Annotated in this window: 12 protein-coding genes; 2 read left to right on the top strand and 10 right to left on the bottom strand. The window is 54.5% G+C overall.

The features are described from left to right. Positions 1–62 precede the first annotated feature (62 nt). The 6 genes from FMF02_RS04135 to FMF02_RS04115 all read right to left on the bottom strand — a co-directional run bounded on the left by FMF02_RS04135 (position 63) and on the right by FMF02_RS04115 (position 13,355). The gene (locus FMF02_RS04135; RefSeq protein ID WP_141412299.1) at positions 63–3,392 is read right to left on the bottom strand and encodes a GLUG motif-containing protein; all 3,330 of its coding nucleotides are present in this window, start codon (positions 3,390–3,392) and stop codon (positions 63–65) included. A 32-nt stretch (positions 3,393–3,424) separates the two neighbouring features. Beyond that, positions 3,425–3,571 carry a hypothetical protein gene (locus FMF02_RS13635; protein ID WP_162502214.1) on the bottom strand — a complete coding sequence of 49 codons (147 nt, stop codon included), beginning with the start codon at positions 3,569–3,571 and terminating at the stop codon, positions 3,425–3,427. 51 nt (positions 3,572–3,622) lie between these two features. Then, positions 3,623–6,937, bottom strand: a complete 3,315-nt coding sequence (locus tag FMF02_RS04130; protein ID WP_141412298.1) for a BACON domain-containing protein — start codon at positions 6,935–6,937, stop codon at positions 3,623–3,625. Positions 6,938–6,949: 12 nt separating this feature from the next. Beyond that, positions 6,950–8,401 (bottom strand): SusD/RagB family nutrient-binding outer membrane lipoprotein, encoded by a 1,452-nt coding sequence (locus tag FMF02_RS04125; protein ID WP_244611629.1) that lies wholly within the window; start codon positions 8,399–8,401, stop codon positions 6,950–6,952. A 102-nt stretch (positions 8,402–8,503) separates the two neighbouring features. Beyond that, positions 8,504–11,800, bottom strand: coding sequence for a SusC/RagA family TonB-linked outer membrane protein (locus FMF02_RS04120; protein ID WP_232044711.1), 3,297 nt, complete (start codon positions 11,798–11,800; stop codon positions 8,504–8,506). A 181-nt stretch (positions 11,801–11,981) separates the two neighbouring features. Continuing rightward, on the bottom strand, positions 11,982–13,355 hold the full coding sequence (locus FMF02_RS04115) for an MFS transporter (RefSeq protein WP_141412296.1): 1,374 nt from the start codon (positions 13,353–13,355) through the stop codon (positions 11,982–11,984). Between the two features lie 457 nt (positions 13,356–13,812). Here FMF02_RS04115 and FMF02_RS04110 point away from each other — a divergent pair, with 457 nt between their 5' ends. Together FMF02_RS04110 and FMF02_RS04105 are read left to right on the top strand one after the other, a co-directional pair. Then, positions 13,813–14,682: an endonuclease/exonuclease/phosphatase family protein gene (locus tag FMF02_RS04110; RefSeq protein ID WP_141412295.1), complete on the top strand. Its 870-nt coding sequence runs from the start codon at positions 13,813–13,815 to the stop codon at positions 14,680–14,682. Between the two features lie 83 nt (positions 14,683–14,765). Then, positions 14,766–16,196, top strand: coding sequence for an MGH1-like glycoside hydrolase domain-containing protein (locus FMF02_RS04105; protein WP_141412294.1), 1,431 nt, complete (start codon positions 14,766–14,768; stop codon positions 16,194–16,196). Positions 16,197–16,336: 140 nt separating this feature from the next. On the opposite strand, the gene susR is transcribed toward FMF02_RS04105, so the two are convergent. The 4 genes from susR to FMF02_RS04085 form a co-directional block, all read right to left on the bottom strand. Continuing rightward, the gene (susR, locus tag FMF02_RS04100; protein ID WP_227044872.1) at positions 16,337–18,001 is read right to left on the bottom strand and encodes a SusR family glycan utilization regulator; all 1,665 of its coding nucleotides are present in this window, start codon (positions 17,999–18,001) and stop codon (positions 16,337–16,339) included. Between the two features lie 229 nt (positions 18,002–18,230). Further along, positions 18,231–18,959 carry an RHS repeat domain-containing protein gene (locus FMF02_RS04095; protein WP_141412293.1) on the bottom strand — a complete coding sequence of 243 codons (729 nt, stop codon included), beginning with the start codon at positions 18,957–18,959 and terminating at the stop codon, positions 18,231–18,233. 393 nt (positions 18,960–19,352) lie between these two features. After that, positions 19,353–19,898, bottom strand: coding sequence for a hypothetical protein (locus FMF02_RS04090; protein WP_141412292.1), 546 nt, complete (start codon positions 19,896–19,898; stop codon positions 19,353–19,355). A gap of 10 nt (positions 19,899–19,908) precedes the next feature. After that, the gene (locus FMF02_RS04085) at positions 19,909–24,261 is read right to left on the bottom strand and encodes a DUF6443 domain-containing protein (RefSeq protein ID WP_162502268.1); all 4,353 of its coding nucleotides are present in this window, start codon (positions 24,259–24,261) and stop codon (positions 19,909–19,911) included. Between the last annotated feature and the right edge of the window lie 10 nt (positions 24,262–24,271).

The raw sequence follows: 24,271 nt of genomic DNA, 5'->3' as shown, positions 1-24,271 counted from the left end.
TTTCATTGTGGGGCAGGGAGGCATCACCCTCGCCTGCCCCTGTGCCTAACGGCGTGAAGTCCCTACTCCTCGCCGTTCCAGTAATAGCAGCCGCCGACCGTTGCGGTCTTCCCGCTGCCGATAATGCCCTTCGCATAGCTATCGGCGTCGAGCGTCAGGATCAACTCTTGCGGTTTCTCGCTGGCACCCAGATAGAACGATCCTCCGACGCCGCAGTTCGTAACGGTAGTCGTTCCGGCGTCTATGCCCACGATCATACCCATACCGAAGAGGTTGTCAGGCGTGACAGATGCATCCTCCGTACCTAAAACCGTACTGTTTCGAATAAGCGTGGCGTAGGCCTTGCAATCCGAAACGGACGACACACCCACAACGTATGCCGCAATGCCGCTGACCCCGATCAACGAGGGGCTCGACGCATTGTGGCCATAGATATTCTTGGCTTTGACCGTACAGCCCGCAATCGTCGAGTTCGCCAGCGTTCCGGCGATACCGCCTGCGAAGTGGGGGCCGCTTCCCTCGATTCCGCCCGTGAAACCGCAGTCGGAGATATCCGAGAAACGGGCATAGCCCACGATGCCCGCAGCCCCCGAGCGCTTGCTTTCGACCATGCCCGAGCACGAGCAGCCCGTAATCGCGATGCGGTTGACCTCATCGGCGCCCAATGCACAGCCCACGATGCCACCGCCGTTGGCAGCCGACAACGGATCGTCCCACGTATTGTTGTACTGATAGTGGCGCATGTCGGCCGTCACATGACACTTCTCGATAAGGGCCGCAGTCCCTTTGACAGCACCGACGATACCGCCCGTTGCCGTGAAGATCCCGTTCTCCTTGGCATTGGCATTGTTCACGTTGATATAGGCCGCACCCTCGCAGTTCCGCACCTCGACGGGGTGTTCCGTATAGCCGAGAATCCCGCCCGTGAACGACGGCAGAACTTTGAATGCGTTATCGGTGGTTGCGAAGCCTATTTCGGCGCGATTGGCGCAATCCTCATAGATGTGGGGTCCGTCGTCGGTCGGCCGGTAGTTGATTCCGACAATCCCTCCCACGAAAATCTTGCACATGCCTTTGGTCAGCAGTTGGTTGTTATTCAATCTCAGGCTGCCTTCATTGACACACGACGAAGCGCCGCACTCCACCGAACCGGCGATGCCGCCGACGGCGTAGTAACTGAACTTCGATTGCAGATCGACCGTCATATCGCCGGCATTGGTCAGATTCGAGAGCACGGTTCCGGGATAGGCGAACCCGACGATACCGCCAAGACGCAAATACGCCCCTTCGATGCTTTCGATACCGCTGACCGTGACGCCGCCGCGGTTGGTCGTCGCCGCATCGGCAACCGTCTGTGCCTTGCCGAACGAACCGTAAACGCCGCCGACCGTGGCGAGCGTAACCGCACCGCCGATACGGACCTCTCCTTCGTTCGCGTTGCCCGAGAGCGACTCGGCAGCATTTCGTACGAATCCGCAAATGCCGCCGGCATTGACGGTACGCGGATCGGAAGCCTGATCGACCGTACCCCTGTTCGTGCAGTCGATGATGCTGCCCTCGCATTGGCCGATCACGCCGCCCAGATGCTCCTGATCGACGACAGCGGCGTTTTCGGAGTTGAACTTGCGCTCATATTTGGTAGTAACCGTGGCTTCGGTCTCGTTGGTGCAGCCGCTGATGCGCTGGCCGCCGAAAACCGTTCCGGCTACACCGCCGATACGCGTCTCCCAGTAGTACGACGTCGAGCTGACGTCGCCATGGTTTGTACAACCCGAGATCGAACCGCTGTTCTGCCCCGACACGCCGCCGACGAAATTCGAACGGTTGGCCTGGACTTTGTTCACAGCCGTGCTGTTGGAGACGACCGTGCCCTTGTTGATGCAGTCCCTGATTACACAGGTGCCGTTCGATGAACGGCCCACGACGCCGCCGACGCAGAGGGTCTTGACGTCCGAAGAGTTGGTAACCGTACCGTTGTTGGTATTCGAGTGAACTTCGGCGGTATCCCCCGCATCATCGCTGCGATCGAACGTACCGAGAACTCCGCCGGCGCATACGACCTTCCCGGACGCCTGAGCGGCAGCCGACACATCGCCGTTGTTCACGCAGCCGCTGATACGTCCCGTGCGGTAGATACGACCTACCAGTCCACCGACATAGATGTCGAAGCCGCTCGTACCCGCATAAGATACTTTGGCATTGTTCACGCAATCCTCGACCACACCGCGCCCCATGCCGACCAATGCACCGAGACTTATTTTGTCGTCGGGCGACAGGGTATTCGCAAACTCGCACGAAGCGTCGATCGTGACATTCTTGATCACCGATTCGCCGAGCGTGAAGTTGAAGAGAGGCCATGCCGATTTGAGGTTCTTGATCGAGAATCCGCGCCCGTCGAACGTGCCGTTGAACGCATTGTTAAGATCCCCGACTCCGATACCTTTCCAGTCCGAAACCTCAGCCATATCGATGTCTCCCGCCAGATAGTACGAACCACCGAGGATGCCGTTGCGGACATTTTCAGCGAGTGCGAGCATGTCGGCGGCACTGCGAATCTCAGTCTCGGCCACCGTTTCGGTCGGAGCGAACGCCACGGCAGGCATCGCCAGCATCTTGCCGGCAGAGACGACCTGCTCCTTGTCACTCCTCATACGCATGAGGTGACCTTCGGGATCGACGATCTCGACCGTGAAACCCGCAGCGAAGGTCTGCGCCGGAACCGCCACGACGAACGCTTCGGCATCGGCATCGAGAGTTATCCCTTCGCCGCATGCGAGTGTCACGCTCTGGCGGGACTCCTCGACCTCCGCATCGGGAATCACCAGTGCCGACGCGGTATAATCGATATCGAACTCGCCGCACAGGGGCTCGTGCGAATTGCCGTAGAACCGGATGCGATCCACGGCATCGCAACCCTCGGTACCCTTCGTCAACCGGATCTTGACGAAACCGCATGCGTTTTTCAGCACGACCGACGGCGTCTGGCCGCGTCCCACCAACACGGCCGCCCCTTCGGCAAACGACGCTCCGTTGCGGTTCTGCACCGCAGGCAGTACGACCTTGCCATCGACATACGCCGAGGCGGGATAGATCACGTCATAGGGAGGATTAATAGCCTCGTTCACAAAGAACGCCGCGGAAGCCGTACCCTCTTCGACATTCGAGAGCGCGTCGCTCTGACGACCGTTGACGGCGATGCAGTCGCCGTTCGACCAGTAGACCTTGTACAGGCCCGTATTCCCGTCTTTGTCACCGAGATGAGTACGTGTACCTTCGAGGGCGGCGGTCAGTTCGGTCGTTCCGCGGGCATTCGTAACATCTTCCGAAATATCGGTGGTGCACGAACCCATCGTCACGGCCGCCAAGCCCAATACCGCAAAAATCTTTTTCATGACACTCAGTTCATTTGTAGTTCGACTTCCGATTACCATTCGCTCTCTATCTCTTCGATCTCCTGCAACTCCTCGGGCGAAAGTTCCCACTCTCCTTCGCTCGCGGCGAATCCAGCCTCGATGGACACCGACCACCATTCGATTTCGGGAGAATGGTATCCCTTCTTGATTTTGTTCATCATATAAAGTTTTGGTTAGTAGAATCCGTTTCTTGCATTTCCAGCATCCGTTTACTCCTGTCCGTTCCAGTAGTAACACCCGCTCGGCGTGACATTGCCGTCGCCGACGATGCAATTGCCGAAATTGTCGGACGTAACCGTCATGATCACATTCTGAACCTTGCCTGCCGACCCCGTATTGAGCGTTCCGCCCACACCGCAGTCGCTGATGGTCGAACCTGCCGTCGAAATGCCCGCGATCAGTCCCATACCCACATGCATCTGTTCGTTGGCAGTCGAACCTACATTCTGGATCAAGGTGGCGAAAGCCTTGCACCTCGAAACCGATGACTTGCCGTATAGGTATCCGACGATTCCCGCTGCCGGAAAATGGTTGATGCTGTTGAAGCCCAAACTACTGTGACTGTAAATATCCGGCGATTTCACGATGCAGTCGGTCACCGAGGCATCACTCAGGCAGCCTGCTATACCCGCCGCAAAGTGGGGACCGCTGCCAACCACGCTGCCGGTGAAACGGCAATCCGACACGGCCGCATACTTGGCGAAACCGACGATGCCCGCTGCAGTCGAACGCTTGTTTTCAAGCGCACCCGAGTTCGAGCAGTTCGAAATCTTCACGATGTTCGACTGGCTTTCGCCTACGGCACAGCCGACGATACCGCCGCAGTGGCACATCTTAAACGGATCCATATCGATGTTGCGGTTGTAGGCATAGTTGCGGATATCGACCGAGACGATGCAATCGGCCACCTCAGCTACCGTCTCGACAATGGCGCCGACGATGCCACCTGCTGCCGAAAACAGGCCGTCGTATTTGTTATTGGCGCCCGAGGAGTTCACATAACCGTTGTTTTCACAGCCTTTCACCGCTACGGGCATCTCGGTATAGCCCAGAATGCCTCCCGTGAATGCGGGAAGGATGTTGAAGTCGTTCGATTTGGTGCTGATTCCCACCTCGCCGTCGTTCACGCAGCCCGAGTAGGTGTTGAGGTCGCCGGCTACATTGCGGCCGGCGATACCGCCGAAGCAGATCCTGCTCGACGTGTTTTTGAGCAGGATGCCGTTATTGATCATCAGGGTTCCCGAGTTTTTCGAGTCGGAGATTCCGCACTCGGTCGAACCCGCGATGCCGCCGATGGCGAACGCGGTGAAGTTCGCTACCAGATCGGCTGTGACGGCGCCCGTATTGGTGAGCGACGACAACGGTGATTCGGAATCGATATAGCCGGCGACTCCGCCGAGATTCAGGGTAGTCGAATTGTCGGCAGCCGTCTCGACATTAAGAACCGTAATAGGGCCGCTGTTCGAACTGTTCTTGTCGGAGTCGCTCTGCACGGCACCGAACCGACCGTAAAGACCGCCGACCGATGCGTATCTCACACCCTTGACGGCCGACGTGGCGTCGCCCTGCAAATCGAGTTTAGCGACATTGACATTGTTTTCGGCCTCGCCCTCGGCAAAATCGCCCGCGATACCGCCCATATAGAGATATTGCTGGTTCGACGACGAAATCATCGAGCCGCGATTGGTACAACTCTTGATACTGCCCGACGCCTGATAACCGACCACACCGCCGGTGTACTCGTTGTAAACGGCATCACCGCTACGATAGAGCGTAGTGGACACGGGCTGTGCATTCACGCAGTCCGATACCGCCGCCGTAGAGTATCCTGCTACGCCGCCGCAATAGACCGTACGCGAAGCGTCGGTGCTGACGATCAACATTTTTTCACCAGTCGAACAGCCGCTCACCACTCCCGCAGCTTCGCCTGCGATGCCGCCGATGCGCAATGCCGACGAGACCTCCGAAATACGGGCATAAACGTTCATGCTGCCATCGTTCGAGCATGAAACGATCGATGAACTCTCGCCGTGACTCTTGCCCGCAATGCCACCGGTATTGAGGCTCGCATTCGAGACGACGCTCTCGGCCACAGTGAACGAAGCCTTGTTCTTGCAGTTGCGCACGGTGCCGTTGTCGCACAGGCCGACAATGCCACCGAAACTCGTTTCGGCCGAGGCGTCCAGATTTTCGACCGCTACGGCAGCCCGGTTCTCGCAGTTTTCGATCACGCCGTACGATACGCCGGCGATCACACCGAACCAGCTTTCGGAAGTTACGCTGCCCGAGAAGGTTATCGAACAATCCTCGTCGACGATGATGTCCTGAACCGTGGCGCCGGCACCTACATGTCCGAAGAGCGACGCATCGCCTTTCCACGCCTTGACAAGCCAGCCGTTACCGCGGAACACACCATCGAACGGACGCGCGGCGGTGCCGATCGGCGTCCAGGTCTCGACTTCGCTCATATTGATGTCCGAGAGCACGTTCACGAGCACGCCGCCTTCGTTTTCAGTGGTCCAGTAGGAGATATCTTCGCCGGCGTTCCATGCCTCGGCGAACATCTTGAATCCGGGTCCCGTAACGATGCCGCCTGCGGGCACGAAGTCCTGCGTGATAGCTGGCAACGCGATGGACCGGCCGCTGTCCTTGACCGTGAACTCGACAACGCATTCGCGTCCGGCCTTCGTGTCACTGAGGTTTTTGCCTATCCAGAATTCGAAAACCGAGTTGAGGCCATCCTCTGCCGGCGTTTCGGTACACTGAACCCAGTAGGGAACCTCGACCTTCTCGATGATACCGAACGGAGCCGTGACCTCGAACGAGACATTGCCCTCGGCTGCTACGGCGATCTTGCCGTCGTCAGTCATGTTCACTTCGCTGCCAAATTGGAAAACAGTGAACTCGCCGTTATAGCCTTCCGTCGGAATCAGCTGCACGGCTCCGTAACGCGACTGCTCGCCGGGATTGGCGTCGATGCTGACGTGCATGACGGTCGTAGTCTGGCCGAACTCGTCGACTGTCGGGGTACCGACCTTCTCGGCCTCGATCCAGTCGGGGGCTTCGATCGTCCACTCCGAAGTGGTACGCACCTCGACGTCGTATGAAAGCGCCTCATTGGAACCCAGAATCTTATAGACATCGCTCATGACGAAGACATTGCCCGCCTGATCGATCTCGACCTTCCTAGTGTAGCGCCCCGCTGTGACGGTCAGCACGGCATTGCGCTTGTCGAACGAGTCATTGGATTCCACCACGAGTTCGACTTCGTCGCTGCCCGTATGGATCAGGTCGGAATCGACCTTGCACCACTCGCTGTCGGACGAAACCTGCCAGTGGATCGTCTGCACATTGAGATTAACCGTCAATTTCACCGTCTGACTCGCGCTGGTAATGCCGCGTGTTATGTCCCACGCGGGTACGATCTCTATATCGAGCGATGAAGGGCCGTTCTCGATGTTGTCCGTCGAACATGACATGACCGCCAACACTACTGCTGTCAATATCAAAATATATTTTTTCATAGCTGCAATCGATTATTCTTTCTTTCTCTTCTGGTTGTGGTCAGCCCACCAAACCTCGGTTTTCATGTTGTTCACCCCGCCCAGCCAGCCGTTGACGGCCTCGTCGTAGTTGACGGGATTGCGGAACTCTTCGTCGGCAGGATAGAGCAGGCGAGTCGGCAGCACGCTGTCGTTGCCCGCAAGCGACTTGACCGGCATCTCGGGATATCCCGTACGGCGGTAGTCGCACCATGCCTCGATACCGACCAGAACGGTCGATATCCATTTCTGGGTCATGATACGTTCGAGTGCGGCATCGTCCCTGAGTCCGTCGAGCGATACCAAAGGATTCGAAAGGAACGACGATACGATCGACTCGGAGGCATCGGGATTCCATTCGTAGACCGACTCGGCGACGGCTCGGTCGTAGTAGCTCTTGGCCGTTCCCGATATCCACTTGCGATGCGCCGCCTCCGCCCAGATGAACCATATTTCCGAGAAGCACATGATCGAGAAGTGGTCGCGATTCTGGATCAGGCCGCGGTTGTAGTGGGCCACGATATCCACATAGGGGACCAGCTCCTGATAGGTAACCTGCGTGGGCGCACCCACGCGTTTGTTGTCGAAATAGAAGTTCAGACGCGGATCGGACAAGATCACGTTTTCATCGGAGTCGAGCACGTACATCTCGTTCATCAGCCGTTCGCAGATCATATTGCTGTTCCAGCTGCCGGCACGCCACGAGAAGAACGGCGTCTGCTGGGCGGCTACCGCATCGTTGAAAGGCACATCGGCAGCGTCTTCGCGGCTCTCGAAAACAGGATAGTCCGCCGGATAGGAGAAAATCTGGTTGAGTTTCGACACGGCGAAGAGGCTCTCGGTCTCGACATCGACCTCGTCTTTGAGCGCCGCACGCATCAACAGACGCAGATAGATCGAGTTACCCAGCTTGCGCCATTTCTTGATGTCTCCCTTGTACATGTAGTCCTCCGAAGCGTCGAAGTTCTCCTTCGACTGCGCCAGCAGCGTATTGGCCTCCTCGAGTAGCCGGAACATATCGCGGTAGATCTCCTTTTGGCTGTCGTAGCGGGGCGTGAATTCCGTACCGCCCGAAGTATATCCCTGCAACGCCTCGAAATAGGGCACATCGCCGTAGGCGTCGGTCAGAGTGGACATGGCGATGACCTTGATGATGGAGGCGACGGCCAGCGCCGCATCGTTCTTGTCCTTCTTGGCTTGCTCGAGCATTGCCTGCGCATTGCCGCCGACCGAATAGAAATCGTTCCAATAGCCCGCCGCAACGCTGTTTTGAATGCGATAGTTACTGATTTTGTCGGCATTCTGCTGGTGGCCGACCGTATACTGCATGAGTTGCGAGGTCAGTGTGAACGACCGGTTGATCATGCGGTACTCGTAGTTAAAGACGGTCGGCTGCACGAACGTAGTGGCCGTCGTATTCTGCACGGCGTTTCGGTTTATGTTCATCTCTTCGAAACGCGAACACGAGGTTGTGACGGTCACCGATGCAACCAGTGCGGCTATCGAATATTTTATCTGTTTTGTTCTCATAATCATCACGCTGCTCTGTTAGAAAGTTATCCTTACGTTGCCGCCGAACGTCGCTGTTCCGGGCATCTGCAACATCTCGAATCCGGGAACTACCGACGCACCGCGCATGAAGGCGCCCTCGGGATCCCACCCCGGGAACTTCGACCAACAATAGAGGTTACGGCCGTAGACGGAGAGCGACAGTCCCTTGATGAACTTGCTCCTTGCCAACAGCTGGCGCGGAAACTCGTATGCGATGCGAATCTCGCGCAGTTTGAGGAATTCGGTGCTGACAAAGTTCTGCTCGCAGTTCTGGAAAGCATATGCCAGACCGTAGTACTCGACGATGTCGGCCGTCTTGTGGGTATTGCGAATGAAGTTGCCGTCGGGCAACTGGTTCACTCCGTCGAGAACCAGTCCGTCGTAACGTCCGGCGAGCGTAAAGCTGCCTTTGCCCCGTGTGCCGAGAACGGCGTTGGTATAAGAGTAGACGTTTCCGCCGTGCTGGCCGTCGAAAGCAACCGACACGGTCAACCCCTTCCACTTGACACTCGTGCCGAAACCGCCCTTCCAGTCGGGCGTACACTCGCCGATGTACTGCAATTCATCGCTGTACTGGGGATAACCGTTCTCATCGACGATGATCTGTCCCGATACGTTCGTGATGCTGCCGTCCTTCTCGACGATGTACGCTCCTTCGGGAGCGCGTTTGTACCCCAGTCCGTACATCGCCGAGAGCGAACCGCCCTTGTAGGCGGTCATGTAAGCGTGCGACGAGTAGGAAGCCACGATCCACGAATCGACGCCTTCGCCCAGATCGACTACTTCGTTGCGGTTCTTCGACCAGTTGACATACGCCTTCCACTGCACGTCGCGCGTCTTGACGAACGTACCGTTGATCTGAAGCTCCCAGCCGTAGTTACGAATGGTTCCGGCATTGGCGAAACGCTTGGTCACACCCGAAGCCGAGCTGACCGGCATGTTCACGATGAGGTCTTTCGAGGTGTTGTTGTAATACGCCAGATCGACACCCAATCGGTTGCGGAACATGCGCAGGTCGAGACCCACCTCCCACGACGATACGATCTCGGGACGGAGGTTGGCATTGTTCATCGTACCCGGTATCTGATAATTGCCGGCGAAATCCGACGACGAAAGATAGTCGGTCGTACGGTAGGGTTGGGTGTCGTGTCCCACTTGTGCGAAGCTGCCGCGCAGTTTCACCAAATTGACGACGTTGCGCGCCGCACCGAAGTCGATGAGTTCGTTGAGCAGTACGCTCGCCGATACCGACGGATAGAAATAGGAATTGTTGTTCACGGGCAGCGTACTCGACCAGTCGTTACGACCCGTAATGTCCAGGAACACGGCATCGCGCCACGAGATTTGAATCAGACCGTAGAGGCTGTTGGTCTGGCGTTCGTAGTCATAGTTGTTCGGCTTGACGCGCTCTACGGAGTTTGCCAGCGAGTAAACGCCGGGTTGTTTGAGCTGCTCGGCCGTTTGGGTTGTTTCGCGGAACATGCGGTTGATGATGCTGCCGCCGAAATTGAGCTTCATGTCGAATCCGGCGCCCAACTTGCGGCCGTACTTGAGCAGAAAGTCCGTGCTCAATTGCAACGAACTGACATTTCCCTCACGATACATGCCGTAACGCTGCGAATAGGAGCTTTTGGGCTGGCGCATGGTGCGGTGGTCGCGCGAAAAATCGATACCGCCGCGCAGCATCAGGTCGAGACCTTTGTAGAGATGCAGGTCGAGCGACGTGTTTCCGAAGATGCGGTCGCGGTCGAGCGTATTGAGGCATTCGTAGGCCACGAAATAGGGATTGTTCTTGGCGCCCGTCAGGTTGGCATTCTGTTGCACGCCCGGATCGATCCAGTAATCGCGTGCCCAGTCCATGTTGATGTTGGGCGCCATGCACCACAGCGAGTACATGACCGACGCTTGGCCGTAACCCATTTGCGGCAGGTTGTCGCAATCGCGGCGATAGTAAGTGATCGACGTATTCATCGACAGCCAATTGTTGACCTTGTTATGCGAATTGAGCTTTATCGATTGTCGCATGGCGGGTGAGTTGGGTGTAATCGACTCGCTGCGCGTGTCGGATATCGAGAGCCGCATCGAGTTATTGCGGTTGAGCTTGGCCGACAGCGACAGCGAGTTGGTCGTTGTCCAACCCGTTTTGAAATAGTCCTTGAACCAGTTGCCGTAGCTGACGAACGGCGTCTTGACGCGCAGACCGTTCTGATCGAGGCCGATACCGCGCTTCTCATCGTAGAACTGGTAGTAAGGCGTACCGTCCATCTTGGGACCCCACGATGTAGCGTCGGTGGTCGTAACCTCGTTGCCGTCGACCGGCTCGCCGTAATGGAACGTATCGTGTCCTTTGGTACCGCCCTGGCCATAGACGTACTGCAAATCAGGCGACGTATTGACGACCTCGGCGACGAAATCCGACGAGAAGGTCACGCTGACGTTGCCGTCCTCCTTGTCACCCGACTTGGTGGTGATGACTATAGCACCGTTGGCGGCCTCCGAACCGTAGAGAGCCGTGGCCGCAGGGCCCTTCAACACCGTGATGTTGTCAATATCGTCGGGGTTGATGTCGCCCGTACCGTTGCCGTAGTCGATGGCATACGCCGACTCGCCCATGCCCGACGAGGTGTTGAACATCGGCACGCCGTCGATGACGAACAGCGCTCCGTTGTTGCTCAGGTCGAGCGATGACTCGCCGCGAAGCGTGACGCGCATCGAACCGCCCGCGCCGGCACCTGTCTGCTGCAATGTCAGTCCGGCAACCTGTCCCGTCAAACCCGAGAGCCAGTTGGTGGATGTCGCGGATGATGCGAGGACGTCACCGTCGACCTTGGAGGCGGCGTAGCCGAGCGATTTCTCGTCGCGTTTGAGGCCCAAAGCCGTGACGACGACCCCGTCGATGGCCTGCGCCTCGTCCACGAGTGTGATGTCGATGGTCGATTTGCTGCCCACGAAGACCTCCTGCGTCTTATAGCCGAGAAAGCTGAACGACAGCTCGTCGTTGGGACGCGCCTTGAGTGCATAGGAGCCGTCGGTACCCGTCACCGTGCCCGTGAGCATGCCCTTGACGATAACACCCACACCGGACATCGGTTTGCCAGCCTCGTCGCGGACGATACCCGTTACGGTTACCGTCTTGTCCGACGATGCGGAGGGTTGCGAACGCTGTGCGGAGGGTGCCGGAGCAGCCGTACCGGACCCGGACTTCGCCGTCGAAGGTTTTGGCGGGAGTTGCGGTTTCGACAGGGCGTTGAAGGCGAAAGCCGTGTCGGCCGTCGCCAAAGCCAACGTTGCCAACACGCCGGCTGTAAAGCGGCGGAATGAGGAGCAGCGTTTTCGTAAAGTCGAGTGCAGAGCCTGACTTACTCGGACTAAGCCAAGGCGAGAAAACGGCCGCCCAAAAATCGAATGATTTTTCGACTTGTCTAAATTTGCCATTCAATCAATTATTTCGGTTAATATTTTAAGTTGGAAATTTTCAGATATGCGAGCGCTTCGACACGCATAGCGCGAGGATGAACGAAAGGGCCGAGGCCGCGATCCAGAAGAGGGCTGCGGCCTCGAAATCGTAGCGAGCGACGCCGTCGACGACCGTTTTTCCCTCGTTGATGAGCCACCCGCTCACGATGTCCTGCAACCCCGCGCCGATGTAGCTGGCCATGCCGACGATGCCCAGGGCCGCGCCGGTTGCCTCGCGGGGTACGATGTCGATGGCCATCAAACCTCCGAGGAAGCAGATCAGCACGCCGATTGCCATACCGAAGAGCACCATGCTCAGCATGTTGACGAGTATGCCGTCGCCCGAATAGAGGAACAGACACAGCGCGACGGTATTCAGCACGCCGAAACCGAAGGCCAGCACATTGCGGCGTCCGTGAAACAGCGTATCGGACAACCAGCCCGAAAAGACCGTCCCGACGATGCCCAGCAGCGCGTTGACCGAAATGACCTGTGTGGCCAGAGCCAGCGAGTAGCCCTTGACCTCCTGCAAGAACAGCACGCCCCAACCGTTGACGGCATAGCGCGAGACATACATGAAGGCGCTCGACAGGGCCAGCACCCAGACGAAGGGATTGCGGATGACCGAACGCTGCAAGTCGGAGGTCGAACCGTGGTCATGGCTCTGTCCGGGTGACTCCTCGCCGGTCAGCACCTCGATCGGAGGCAATCCTTTGGATTCAGGGGTGTCGTGAAGCAGGAAGACGATCACCGCTACGCCCAACACGCCCGCCACCGACGAGCCGACGAAGCCCCATTGCCAGCCGAAGATGCCGACGACGGCCCCGACGAAGAGGAACGACAGGAATTCGCCGAGGTTGTGGCTGGCGCTGAAAAAACCGTAGTAAGTGCCGCGTTTGCTCAGGGGATACCACCGCGACAGCGCGATGATCGCAGGTGGTGCGCCCATCGATTGCGCCCATCCGTTGACGCCCCACATCACGGCGAAGGCGACGAACAGCGTCATGTTGCCCGCCAAGCCCGCGCCGCCCGCGAATCCCAGCACCCCGACCAGCAGGTTGGCGACGGCCGAGACGCACAGTCCGGCCGCCATGAAGCGCTTGATGTTGCTGTGGTCGGAGAGAAAGCCGTTGACGAATTTGCCTATGGCATAGGCGAACAGCAGCGCCGAACCGATGATACCCAGCTGCGTGGCGTCGAGCGCCCCGCTTTCGAGAATCGGTTTCTTGACCACGTTGAGACTCGTGCGGCAGACGTAATAGAGACTGTAACCGACCGTACCGGCGATGAAACTCTGGAAGCGGAGTTTCCGATACAGTTTCATGCGCGCCGCGTCGTCTCCCGCGAAGGGTGCCGACGGCGCGCTTTTTCGAAAGAAAGAGAGAGGGTTCATTCGGTTGTTTACACTAGGTGTTTCGGAATTCAAAATTATCCCATAAAACGACATAAATAACGGTATCGTTCGGGAAAGTAGTCGTGCAGGAGACTTAATCTGTTCAAAATAAGCGATATGATATTCTGTTCCGTCCGTAAAATAGTAGATGGAATTCCGATTTGTCGTGCGATACGCTCGCGACTTTTTGTCCGAACTCCGGTCGGTCCCTTGTTTGGCAAGCCTGCGGAAACGAAGGCGGGAATCTACTTTATTCGAAGCCGGCCGAAAGAGGAATCCGCTGCCTTCTAATATTTTGCAACGTAACAAGAACTCTATTTTTCTCTTGAGATTGAATTCGAAGCGCTTTATGGAATAAATTTGCAAACTGATAAATTGATAAACCCCGCTATCCCTGATCGTTCCATCCGGCATGATTTCGAAAAAGAACCGGACTTCGACCCAAATCTCACCCGCAATGAAAAAGTTACTTGCATCCTTATTCTTTGTCTTCACGACGTTGTTCACGTATGGACAGCAGCTTCATGTGGCATCCTATAATGTCCGGTATGCGAACCCGGCCGATGAACAACGAGGCAATGGGTGGAGCCAGCGATGTCCGGTCATCTGCAATCAGATCGCCTACGAGTCGTTCGACCTGGTCGGCATGCAGGAGGTTCTTAAATCCCAGTTCGACGACTTGTCGAACCGTTTGTCTCGTGACTACGGTTGTATCGGAGTCGGCCGCAACGACGGCAAAACGTCCGGCGAGTACGCTCCGATATTCTATAAAAAAGATCGCTTCATCCTGCTGGATTCCGGCTGTTTCTGGTTGTCGGAAACTCCCGATAAGCCGAGCGTGGGATGGGATGCGAAATATCCGCGTATTTGCAGTTGGGCACAATTGCAGGACCGAAACACCGGAAATACCCTGTACTTCCTGAATACGCATTTCGATCACGTCGGAAAGCAGGCTCGGAAGGAGAGCGCCTGCATGATCGTGAAGTGGATCCGCAGGCATTCGGACTGCGGAGAGACGATTCTGGTCGGAGACTTCAATGTGGATCAACGCAGCGAAAGCTACCGGGAACTCGTAAAGACTGGATTCCTGACGGACTCTTTCGAAGCGGCACCCATTCGCATGGCTGCCACCGGAACGGTCAACGGATTCGACCCGCAGAGATGGACCGGCCAGCGTATCGACCACGTTCTGGTCACTCGAGGCATCGAAGTCCTCCGCTACGGTTTGCTAACGAACCCCTATTGGTCGGTGGACTGCGCGGGAAATCGGGAAGCCCGCCTGCCGTCGGACCACTATCCCGTCAGCGTATACCTAACGATTCCGTAACTCACATCCGGTTCCCACGAGAAATTCACGGCAGATGTTCCGATCGACAATCCCCTATGAACTTTTAACGATATCATGAAAATATGAAAAATGCCATTACAACTCTTTTGACACTCCTCGTGCTGGTTTCGTGCAGGCCTCATCGTACCGGCTCGGGGATGATGTTCGAAACAGATTGTCCAAAAGTAAACGAAGCGTGGGAATTGGCCGTGAAGACGGTCCGTTACAATATTCGCGACAGCATTCTGGCGGCAGGTGCCGACTATGGCGGAGAGTGGACCCGCGATGTGGCCATCAATACATGGAACGGGACGGATCTGTTCATCCCCGAGGTGATGGAACGCTCCCTGTGGCATGTAACCGACGGGCGACGAACCGTCGGACATCAATATTGGGATAAGATCATTTGGGTGCAGGGAGCCTATTATCACTATCTGCTTACCCGCGATACGAATTTCCTGAAAGAAGCCTATATCTGCTCGCGCAATACGATGAAACAGCTCGAGACGGTGGCTTACGATCCGAGCTACGGCCTGTTCACGGGACCCTCGGTGTTCAACGACGGCATATCGGCATTCGAAGAACCCATTTACGATGCATCCAAACCGGACCTTTCGGGCGTCATGCGGCATAATACGCAGAATATAAAGTGTCTGAGCACGAACTGTGTTTATTATATGGCGTATCGGGCTTTGAACGAGATGCACCGGATATTAGGAGAAACCGAGCATGTCGAGTATGCAGGCAAAGCTGAAACATTGAAGGAAAATATCCGCCGAAATTTCTTCAGTCCGCGGGGAAAACTCTATTATGCTATCGACGAGCAAGGCGGAGTTCATAAGCATCAGGAGGCATTGGGAAATGCCTTTGCCATTCTCTCCGGTATCGTAACCCCTCTGGAAGGACACTTGACGCTGATTCGAAACGAAACGACCGAGTACGGAGTCCCTTCGATCACGCCGACATTCAAGCGATTTTCCAAAGAGCGTCCCGGACGGCACAACCGTTTGATCTGGCCCTTCGTCAATGCCTTTTATGCAGAAGCCGCCTTGGTGACCGGTGACTGGGATATTTTCGAACACGAATTCAGGGCGATGGCGGCCTTGGCGTTGGATGAAGATAATGGAAATTACAATTTCTATGAGATATTCGATCCCGAAACAGGGAAACCGGAAGGTGGAAATCAGGCCGGCCGCGCCGTATGGCACTCCCGCCGCCACCAGACTTGGTCGGCGACAGGATACATGACTATGGTCTGTCAGGGTATCTGCGGCCTTCGTCCAAATCCGGACGGCATAGAGATACGGCCCTATCTGCCGAGAGGAATCAATCGGCTGTCTATCAAAGGACTAAAATTCGGGAAGATGACACTCGACATCGACTTGCAGGGACAAGGTTACCGAATCGTCGATTTCCGGGTCGACGGCCGGAAATCCGCGAATCATTTCATCGCGGCGGACGAGACAGGACGGCGACACATCGAGATCCGGTTGGATCGGCCTCGATTCCCGTGATCGCACCAACCCTACACGCGTCTGCCCGAAAGCGGTACGGAGAATCCTCCGCACCGCTTTTTCTTTGCCCGAAGGTAAAGAACGCTCATACGGCCGTTCGATTCTGAAATATCCCGCAGCATTCCCTTTTCCCGTTCGGATCACTTGCTCGTGCCGACACGTTCTCCGCCGATCTTTCGCACCCGGATTTCGAAATCATCGCGTGAGACGAGTGCGCAATTGCGCACTTTCGTGCGATAATTATATACGGTAGAGATCGAGCAGCGCAGGAACGAAGCGATCTTGGCACTATCGGTAATACCCAGCCGCAGTAACGCGTAAATGCGAAGTTCCCTGTTCAAAAGATGCCCGGATTTGGGAACGATCTGTTCATCTTTTTTCAACAGGGCATTGAAATCGGAGACGAAATTGGGATACATCCCCAAAAATATGTTGTCGAAATGGGTATACAGTTCGTCTATTTCATGTTCGATCAACCGGTTCGATTTCAATTGCTTGAAAAGTTCCTCCATTTGCCGGTTTACAGCCAGCCTGTTCAACGATTTACGGTAGGTTTCGAATTTGTCGATGTAGTTCGAATGCAGGTCGAAGAATTGAGTGATATACTGTTCCTTGACCATATTCGATTCGGTAAGCAGACTATTCGTTTCGATGATTTCCCGGTTTTGCTCCGTCAGTCGGACATTGCTCTCGGAGAGTCGCTCCTTGATCTTGGATATATTTTTCATCTGTTTGAGGATCTGAGCGATAAGCAAAATAAGAGATAGGGACAACAAACTGATGAGTAGTAGCGACCACTGAAGGTTGTGTTTTGCAGCGGCCTCTTTATCGCGAAATGCGGCGTTGACCATCGTATAAAACTCCGCCATTTGCGTGGTACGAACCTGCGCACCGCCGAATACGGCATCCTCGATGGCAGACTGGGCATATTTGAAAGCCCGTTTCTCATCGCCTGCGTCGAAATAGATAAGTGCTAGATTTTGAAGGGCGGAGGTCTCCTTGATAGCGCACCGGATGTCCGTTATGGCAGAAATCGTGTAGTATTTCTTGGCCAGATCGAGTCGGTTCATCCGTTGGTAGAGTTTGGCCAGCTGATGATTCGAACTGGCATAATCGGGAGTGTCTCTCGGCGTTTGAGCGAGAAGGTCCGCAAGTATCCTTTCGGCAAGAGCGTAGTTCGACGGATCGCCGCTGTTCATAAGCTGTGTCACGCGATTCGAACGATACGTTCTGGATCGGGGAGCAGCTGTTTTCATTAGCGAATCGCGCAGCGCCGTCTTGATATCATGGTATTTGTTCGAGCTGGCCAGACCGTAATGGTCGTAAAATTGGATGCAGACTTCGTAATACCTGCTGAGCATCTCTTCGGGGAGCTGCGAAGGATCGATCGATTTCAGAACCGCCTGGGAGTCGATATACCGGCCGGAGAAAGAGTATAACGGCGCCAGTTGCAGCAGCGATTGATATATTTTTCGAGAGGATTTGAGTTCGCGAGCGATTTCGAGATTCCGCTCGACGTAGCGCACCGCCGAATCGAGGATGTATTTTCGGTACTCCTCATAGAGTTTCAGATTTATATCGTACTCATGTTCTGCGGAGAGCGAATCCGCTCGAAGCATCCGTTTTGCCTCTTCGATCGTTCGGTCTTTTTCCCGGATGAATGATACCTTGTTGTCGATAGCATGATCCAGGCAATCGGTCAGTTCGTCCGGCTTTTCACCGTAACAACCTGAAAGTCCGGATAAACATATCAGCAAAACTACGTGAAAGAATCTTGTTTGTGCTGACGACATACCGAGCTTCATATCTTAGGAGTTTATATTTGATGTCATCAGTATTTCATTAAAATCAGGACACTGATAAACTGATTTGACAAATCTACTGCAATATCTGAAAGATGTTTTAATACCTGGTAGGGACTCTTCTTAATTATACAAATTCAATATGCTTTGACAAATTTACTAACTTCAATGAGAATAATCGTATCTGATATAAGATTTATGTAGTTTATAAAGACGGTTCCCGACAATCAATCTATTTAAAACTTGATTTAAAGGCTTCATAAATCTCATAAAGTGAATAACCGGGTATGAGAGACCACCAGAAAGAGTCGCTGTGCCCACCTCCTTCACCATCTTCGGAAGGATAAACGATAACCGGAGGGATCATCACACTCGTCGAATCACGGGCCTCCATTCCATCGAGATCGATCAACCGGATCGGATTGTTCCCGCAGAAAACATACGGACTATGGTATTGCTGCAAAGGATCTTGCGAGAGCCATCGTCCTCGTTCTCGGTCGTACATTCGGGCGCCGTAGTCCGAGAACGGCAAGCCTGCGAATGCCTGATCTTCCTTGCCGTTGAACCGGTCTCGGTTGTCCGAAACAGGCAACGAAGGCGTTACCCAGCGTTTGCCGAAAGGCTGGTAGTCGTTGCGTTCGAGGAGGTTGTTTTGGTCTGTCGCCACGACACGCACGCTTCCCAAATGATCGGTCAGGAAATAACGAACCTCGGTTTCATCGTCGACCGTCCCCACGATTCGTCCGCCGCCGAACGGCGTACTCTCGAATACACGGTCGCCTCCGGCATCCGCACGGTATGTAAAAGAACCCCGATACGCAAAACCGCAGTCGTCGGCATTCACCGCAGAGAGTTTCGTACCATCTGCAAGGTACGAATATTTCGCGACAATCGTATCGTTCCGCATGGCTTTTTCTAACAGATTCAGACTGTTGTATGCAAAATTCGTTTGCAGTTCCATGTCGTATGTCAGATTGCCGTTGCGGTCGTGCGCATAACGTGAATGCAAGATAATCCCCGGGTCGACAGGACGTATGACCGCACTCGTATCGATGGAGATTCCGGCATCCAACGCGGCAGTTCCATTGTCCTCCGTAACCCTCGCCAGATTTCGAAAAGCGGATCGGATATGCCTCTGATCCTACATTATGGGATAGCCTTATCAGTAATTATAACAGATTACATCCCGATGAGCCGTTTACAAAGTGGATATAATTCGCTTCCCAAGATAAATGGGAAGAATAAAATATGAACAGCCTAAAAGGTTGGATAGAAACCTTTTAGACTATTCATATTCCCTATTTTCTTACACTGAAATATTTATGATTATTTTATTTAAAATAAATTTTGCAAATCAATCATCCACCCAAGTGCTGGCAACACCAAGAATATCGAGCATATACTCTCCCGCGTAGCCCTGACGACGGAGATAGGATACGACAACCTGATCCGATAATATATCCTGAGCCAGCTGTTTGGATTGAGTATCTCTATTATAATCTTGGTAACTCCATCTATATAATAAATTATGAGGATCCAGCAGAGTCGCTTTTTTTACCATTTCATATCCTATCCGTTTTTCAAGGGGCTTACTGCTTTCTTTTAGCCCAAACAACCATTCAGCAATAGGGACCAGGCTTCCAATAAAAAACAAATATTCCGCATTATCCCAATGGCGTTGTTGTCCATCCGAAAACGTGTGAATCAACAATCGTTGTGCTTCCTGCTCTTCTTGCGGTGTCGGATACTCTTCCAACAATATGTCGTGGGTTAAATAGATTGTCTGGATATATGAATCTGCAGAATTGTTATCTTTTTGTATCTGTTGCTCGCATGAAACTATAATATCCATCCAGCGCTCTTGACGCTTCAATTCCAATAAATCATCTTTCCAACTCATAAATTTATCATCATTTTGGTACAAACATCGTTCCTATATCGGGAAGCCCATCAACTACATATCCTCGAACCGTCACCTGTGATCCTCCCAACTCAATTGTCGCTTCAAATTTTCCGCTAACAGGCAATTTCCCATTTAACTCGATTAATGCTTGACGTATCGTATTTTCTTTACCTCCTAACGTGTTAACGACATTCTCTAATTTATGCTTGGGAACAAAAATATGAAAATCTATTTTATCTTTATTTCGCATCATTTTTTGAACTGCACGTTCAATTGTACTATTCGAGAATTGAGGTAATATTCTTGAAATAGAGGTAGCCTTTTTCAGATTCTTTCCAACTTTGTATAAGTTGCTCAACTTACTAACAGGGATAAAACAAAGGCCAATATCTATTGTTCCATACAATCCATTCTTAAAGCCTGATTTATATTCCCCATCGCTAAAAGCTTCATAAGCCTCATAAAGTGAATAACCGGGTATGAGAGACCACCAGAAAGAGTTGCTGTGCCCACCTCCTTCACCATCTTCGGAAGGATAAACGATAACCGGAGGAATCATCACACTCGTTGAATCACGGGCCTCCATTCCATCGAGATCGATCAACCGGATCGGATTGTTCCCGCAGAAAACATACGGACTATGGTATTGCTGCAAGGGATCCTGCGAGAGCCAACGTCCTCGTTCTCGGTCGTACATACGAGCGCCGTAGTCCGAGAACGGCAGGCCGGCGAACGATTGATCCTCCTTTCCATTGAAGCGGTCTCGGTTGTCCGAAACAGGCAACGAAGGCGTTACCCAACGTTTGCCGAAAGGCTGGTAGTCGTTGCGTTCGAGCACGTTGTTCTTGTCTGTCGCCACGACACGCACGCTTCCCAGATGATCGGTCAGGAAATAACGAACCTCGGTTTCATCGTCGACCGTCCCCACGATCCTGCCGCCGCCGAACGGCGTACTCTCGAATACACGGTCGCCTCCGGCATCCGTACGATATGTAAAAGAACCTCGATACGAGAAACCGCAGTCGTCACCAGTCGTCGCTGAAAGTTTCGTACCGTCTGCAAGATAACAATAATTTATGGCATTCGCATCGTTGTCCGAGGCATATTCGAGCAAATTCAGACAATTATATGACATATCCAGTCCTCGCTCCCGGTCTTTTGTTACATTCCCGTTCGCATCGTATTCATGCAGAGCCAACCAAGGCTTCAGGCTTTCGAACCGCAGCACCGAGGGGAGCATCGTTACGGTATCCGCACCGAAATCCACGTCGACAAGCTCGTCCTCCATGTATCGATAAAGGTGATTCCCCTGATATTGATATTTCATGTTGCATTGTTCCTCGCCATTCTCATAACGGATCATGCTCAGCAAATTCCCGTTACGGTCATAAGAGAGGTGACGTTCGACATTCTGACGAACCCTCTCGCCGTTTACATACTGATCGGTGTGCGTCAGCCGCGACAGGTCGTCGTAGGTGAATTCATACCGGTTCTGCGGGCCGTCGCCGGACGGATCGCCCTTGTGCTGCCACTGCCACGAGGTGATATTTCCCGTATAGGAGTGTCCGAGCGACATAGAGAACAACTCGCTGCTTTTCTCGGTCAGCCAGCTTCGGATGTCGTAATCCGACTGTTCTTCAACTGTGCCCAACATACGCCCAGACAATCGTCCTAACTCATCGTACTCATAATCGACCACGGCCAATTCGCCGCCGTTCACCTGAGTTGTTTCGCGCAACAAGCGGCTGCGATCGTCGTAGGTGAAGGTGCGGTCGATGTCGTCGGTCTTGCCCGCGCGGGTATAGCTTTCGCGTTGTGCGATGAGGTTTCCCACGAAATCGTAGCGCTGCGAGGTGCAGAGGATGCCATCCTCGGTGTCGCGCTCGACGGTCTGGATCAAACGTCCTTTGTAGTCGTAATAGTAGGCGCGCTGGTGATAGCCCGTGATCGTATCGTTGGCCAGCACAGCAAGTTTCTCGTAGGTCAGCGAACCCGTGGCATTGTCGTAGCGCAGCGATTCACCGTCCGTGGCCGTCAGACCTTCGATCGGCTGAAACCCGATCCCCGCCGCCTGCACCTCCGATGGATAGGTGTCGTAAACATATTTCCGCAACGGTACCGAAGCGCCCAAATAGGGAGGTTCGAGAAATTCGATCGGCTCACCGATTATTTCGACGAGCGGGCGTACGGGCGTCCATTCGATTTCGGTGGCAAGGCTCTGCTCCTGCACCCGTCCCAATGCATCGTACGAATAGCTTATCCACTGCTTCTTCGCGCGTAGATTGCCGTCCTGCGACACTCGAAGACGGTCTCCTTCGTCGTAGCGCATATACTCCGCCTCGCGTCCGGGCATCCGTTTCTCGACCATGAGGCCGCGATCGTTGTAGGTGTAGACGTAGCAATACTTTTCGGCGAAATCGTCGTCGACGGGGAATGTCTGCGAATCGCTGAGCAGGTAACTGCCTTCGGGCGTGACGACCCACCGCAGCCGGCCGTAGTCGTCGTAGACGGAGTAGGTGTCGATCGGTTCGTCGTCATCGAACGTGCGGCTCAGTAGCGTCCGCCCCAGTCCGTCGGTGAAGCTCTGCACGACATGGCCGTCGGGATCGGTCGTCACGGTGCATGAGAGCGTTCCGGCGTCGTGGCACCCCTCGCAGACCAGTTCGCCGTCGACGCCCACTGCGAGCCATCGCACCTCGTCGGTGTCGTTTGTCCGGTAATCGAACTCGGTGTAGACGACCTCGAAGTCTTTCATGTAACCGGGCAACGCCTGCTTGCGTACGCGCCCGAGCGGCGACGCCTCGTAGACCTTCTCCGTGAAGGAGCGCTGCGCATCGGCCTGTCCATACAATGTGCCGTAAAATGCCTGCTGGTTCGTCAGGGCCGACGCCTGTTTCCGTCCGCCACTCGACCGAGCCGCATAAGAGAGGTAACTTTTGGCGTCTTCACGCAGCAGCGCGTCATAACCGATCGGCGTTACCAGATCCCGACCGTCAGGCGATGCCGCGATCTGAATCGACTGTTCGGGCAATCCCAGCCCATTGTAATAGGCGACATCGGACGCCGCCGGCTTGTCGCCGTTGAAGGTTCTGGTCAGAATCCAGTTCTCGTCTTTGTCGAGAGCCAGTATGCCGTCGTCATACCGGGCGCCGTCGAGTTCCTTTTCGTCGCGGAGTCCGTTTTCTTCGTAGGCCGCCGTGACGTGGTAATACCCGGTGGCTTTCGGAGCGTACAGCGTGATGGTCTCTCCGTTGCCGAGCACGGTCTCCTGTTCGATTCCGTCGCGATAGAGCGTATAGACCACGTCGGGTTGCGACGTGCTGATCCATGCTTCGACGTTGGAGGACGATTTATTGTAACGATAGGAGACGGGGCATGCCACTACCGAACCTCCGCCGGATTGATCGACCGAGAAAACAATGCTGTCGCTGATGCGTAGCTCGCTGTGGTTGTAGATACTCGTCGAAGAGAGATTGGGCGGACAGGTAATCTGGATGTATCCCTGGTCGATACCTTCGGCAGCGAATCCGTAGGAGATGCGGATATGAGGATTCCAGTTTATTGAACCGCCGGAGTTGTAGACCGCGAACGGTTCTTCGAGGAATGCCAGATCGCTGATACTATTGATCGGATGCCGCTGGCCTGCGGCGTCGAGGTATGCCTCCATGAAGATTCGATAGATGCCGCCGTTGGCATCGATCAAAGCGGCCTCCTCGCTGGCGGGATATTCATAAGAAAAGGCTTCGTAGTATTTGACCGTAAAATCCGAATCTGGGAAGTCGAACCGGTACGTGCCCGGAGTAGAGATGCGATAGGTATAGTCGCCGCCCGTACCGAGGAAGAAGTCAGTCTCCTCCTCGGAATCGTCCTCGTAGGTCCGCCATAGGAAATAGCTCTTGTCGATCTCCGTGTCGTGCAGATGAATTTCTGCGGACTGCCCCGGACAGATGTAGAAACAGCGGTCGGCCGGCCAGTCGACGGACGGATACGAATACTGGGGTTTTTGCTTGATATAGACGTGACTGGCATAAGTGCCGAAAGCCACCGTGCGTTCGCCGCTCGTGGTATTGGGATCGAGTTGAAGTTCGACCAGATAGGTTCCTGTTTCGGCGTTGTCGATATACAGGACGCGAACCCAGCGGATCCCATTATCCAGAAGTTGGCGGTTCATCTCCTCGACGGCGTTGCCCGGCGAGAACTCGTCGCCGTCTTCGGCAACGATCGTATAGGACGTATCGTTCCAGGACAGCGAGACCTGCTCCGAGGGCGATGTCCCGAGATTCGGATGCCAGATCAACTGGGCGAAGGATACGTGCATGCCCGCTACTGCGAGAGCAAGCAACAGATATAGCTTTTTCATGAGTGATTCA

Origin of the sequence: Alistipes communis (assembly GCF_006542665.1) — a bacterium.
GTDB lineage: Bacteria > Bacteroidota > Bacteroidia > Bacteroidales > Rikenellaceae > Alistipes > Alistipes communis.
This window is presented reverse-complemented; position numbering and strand designations above follow the sequence as displayed.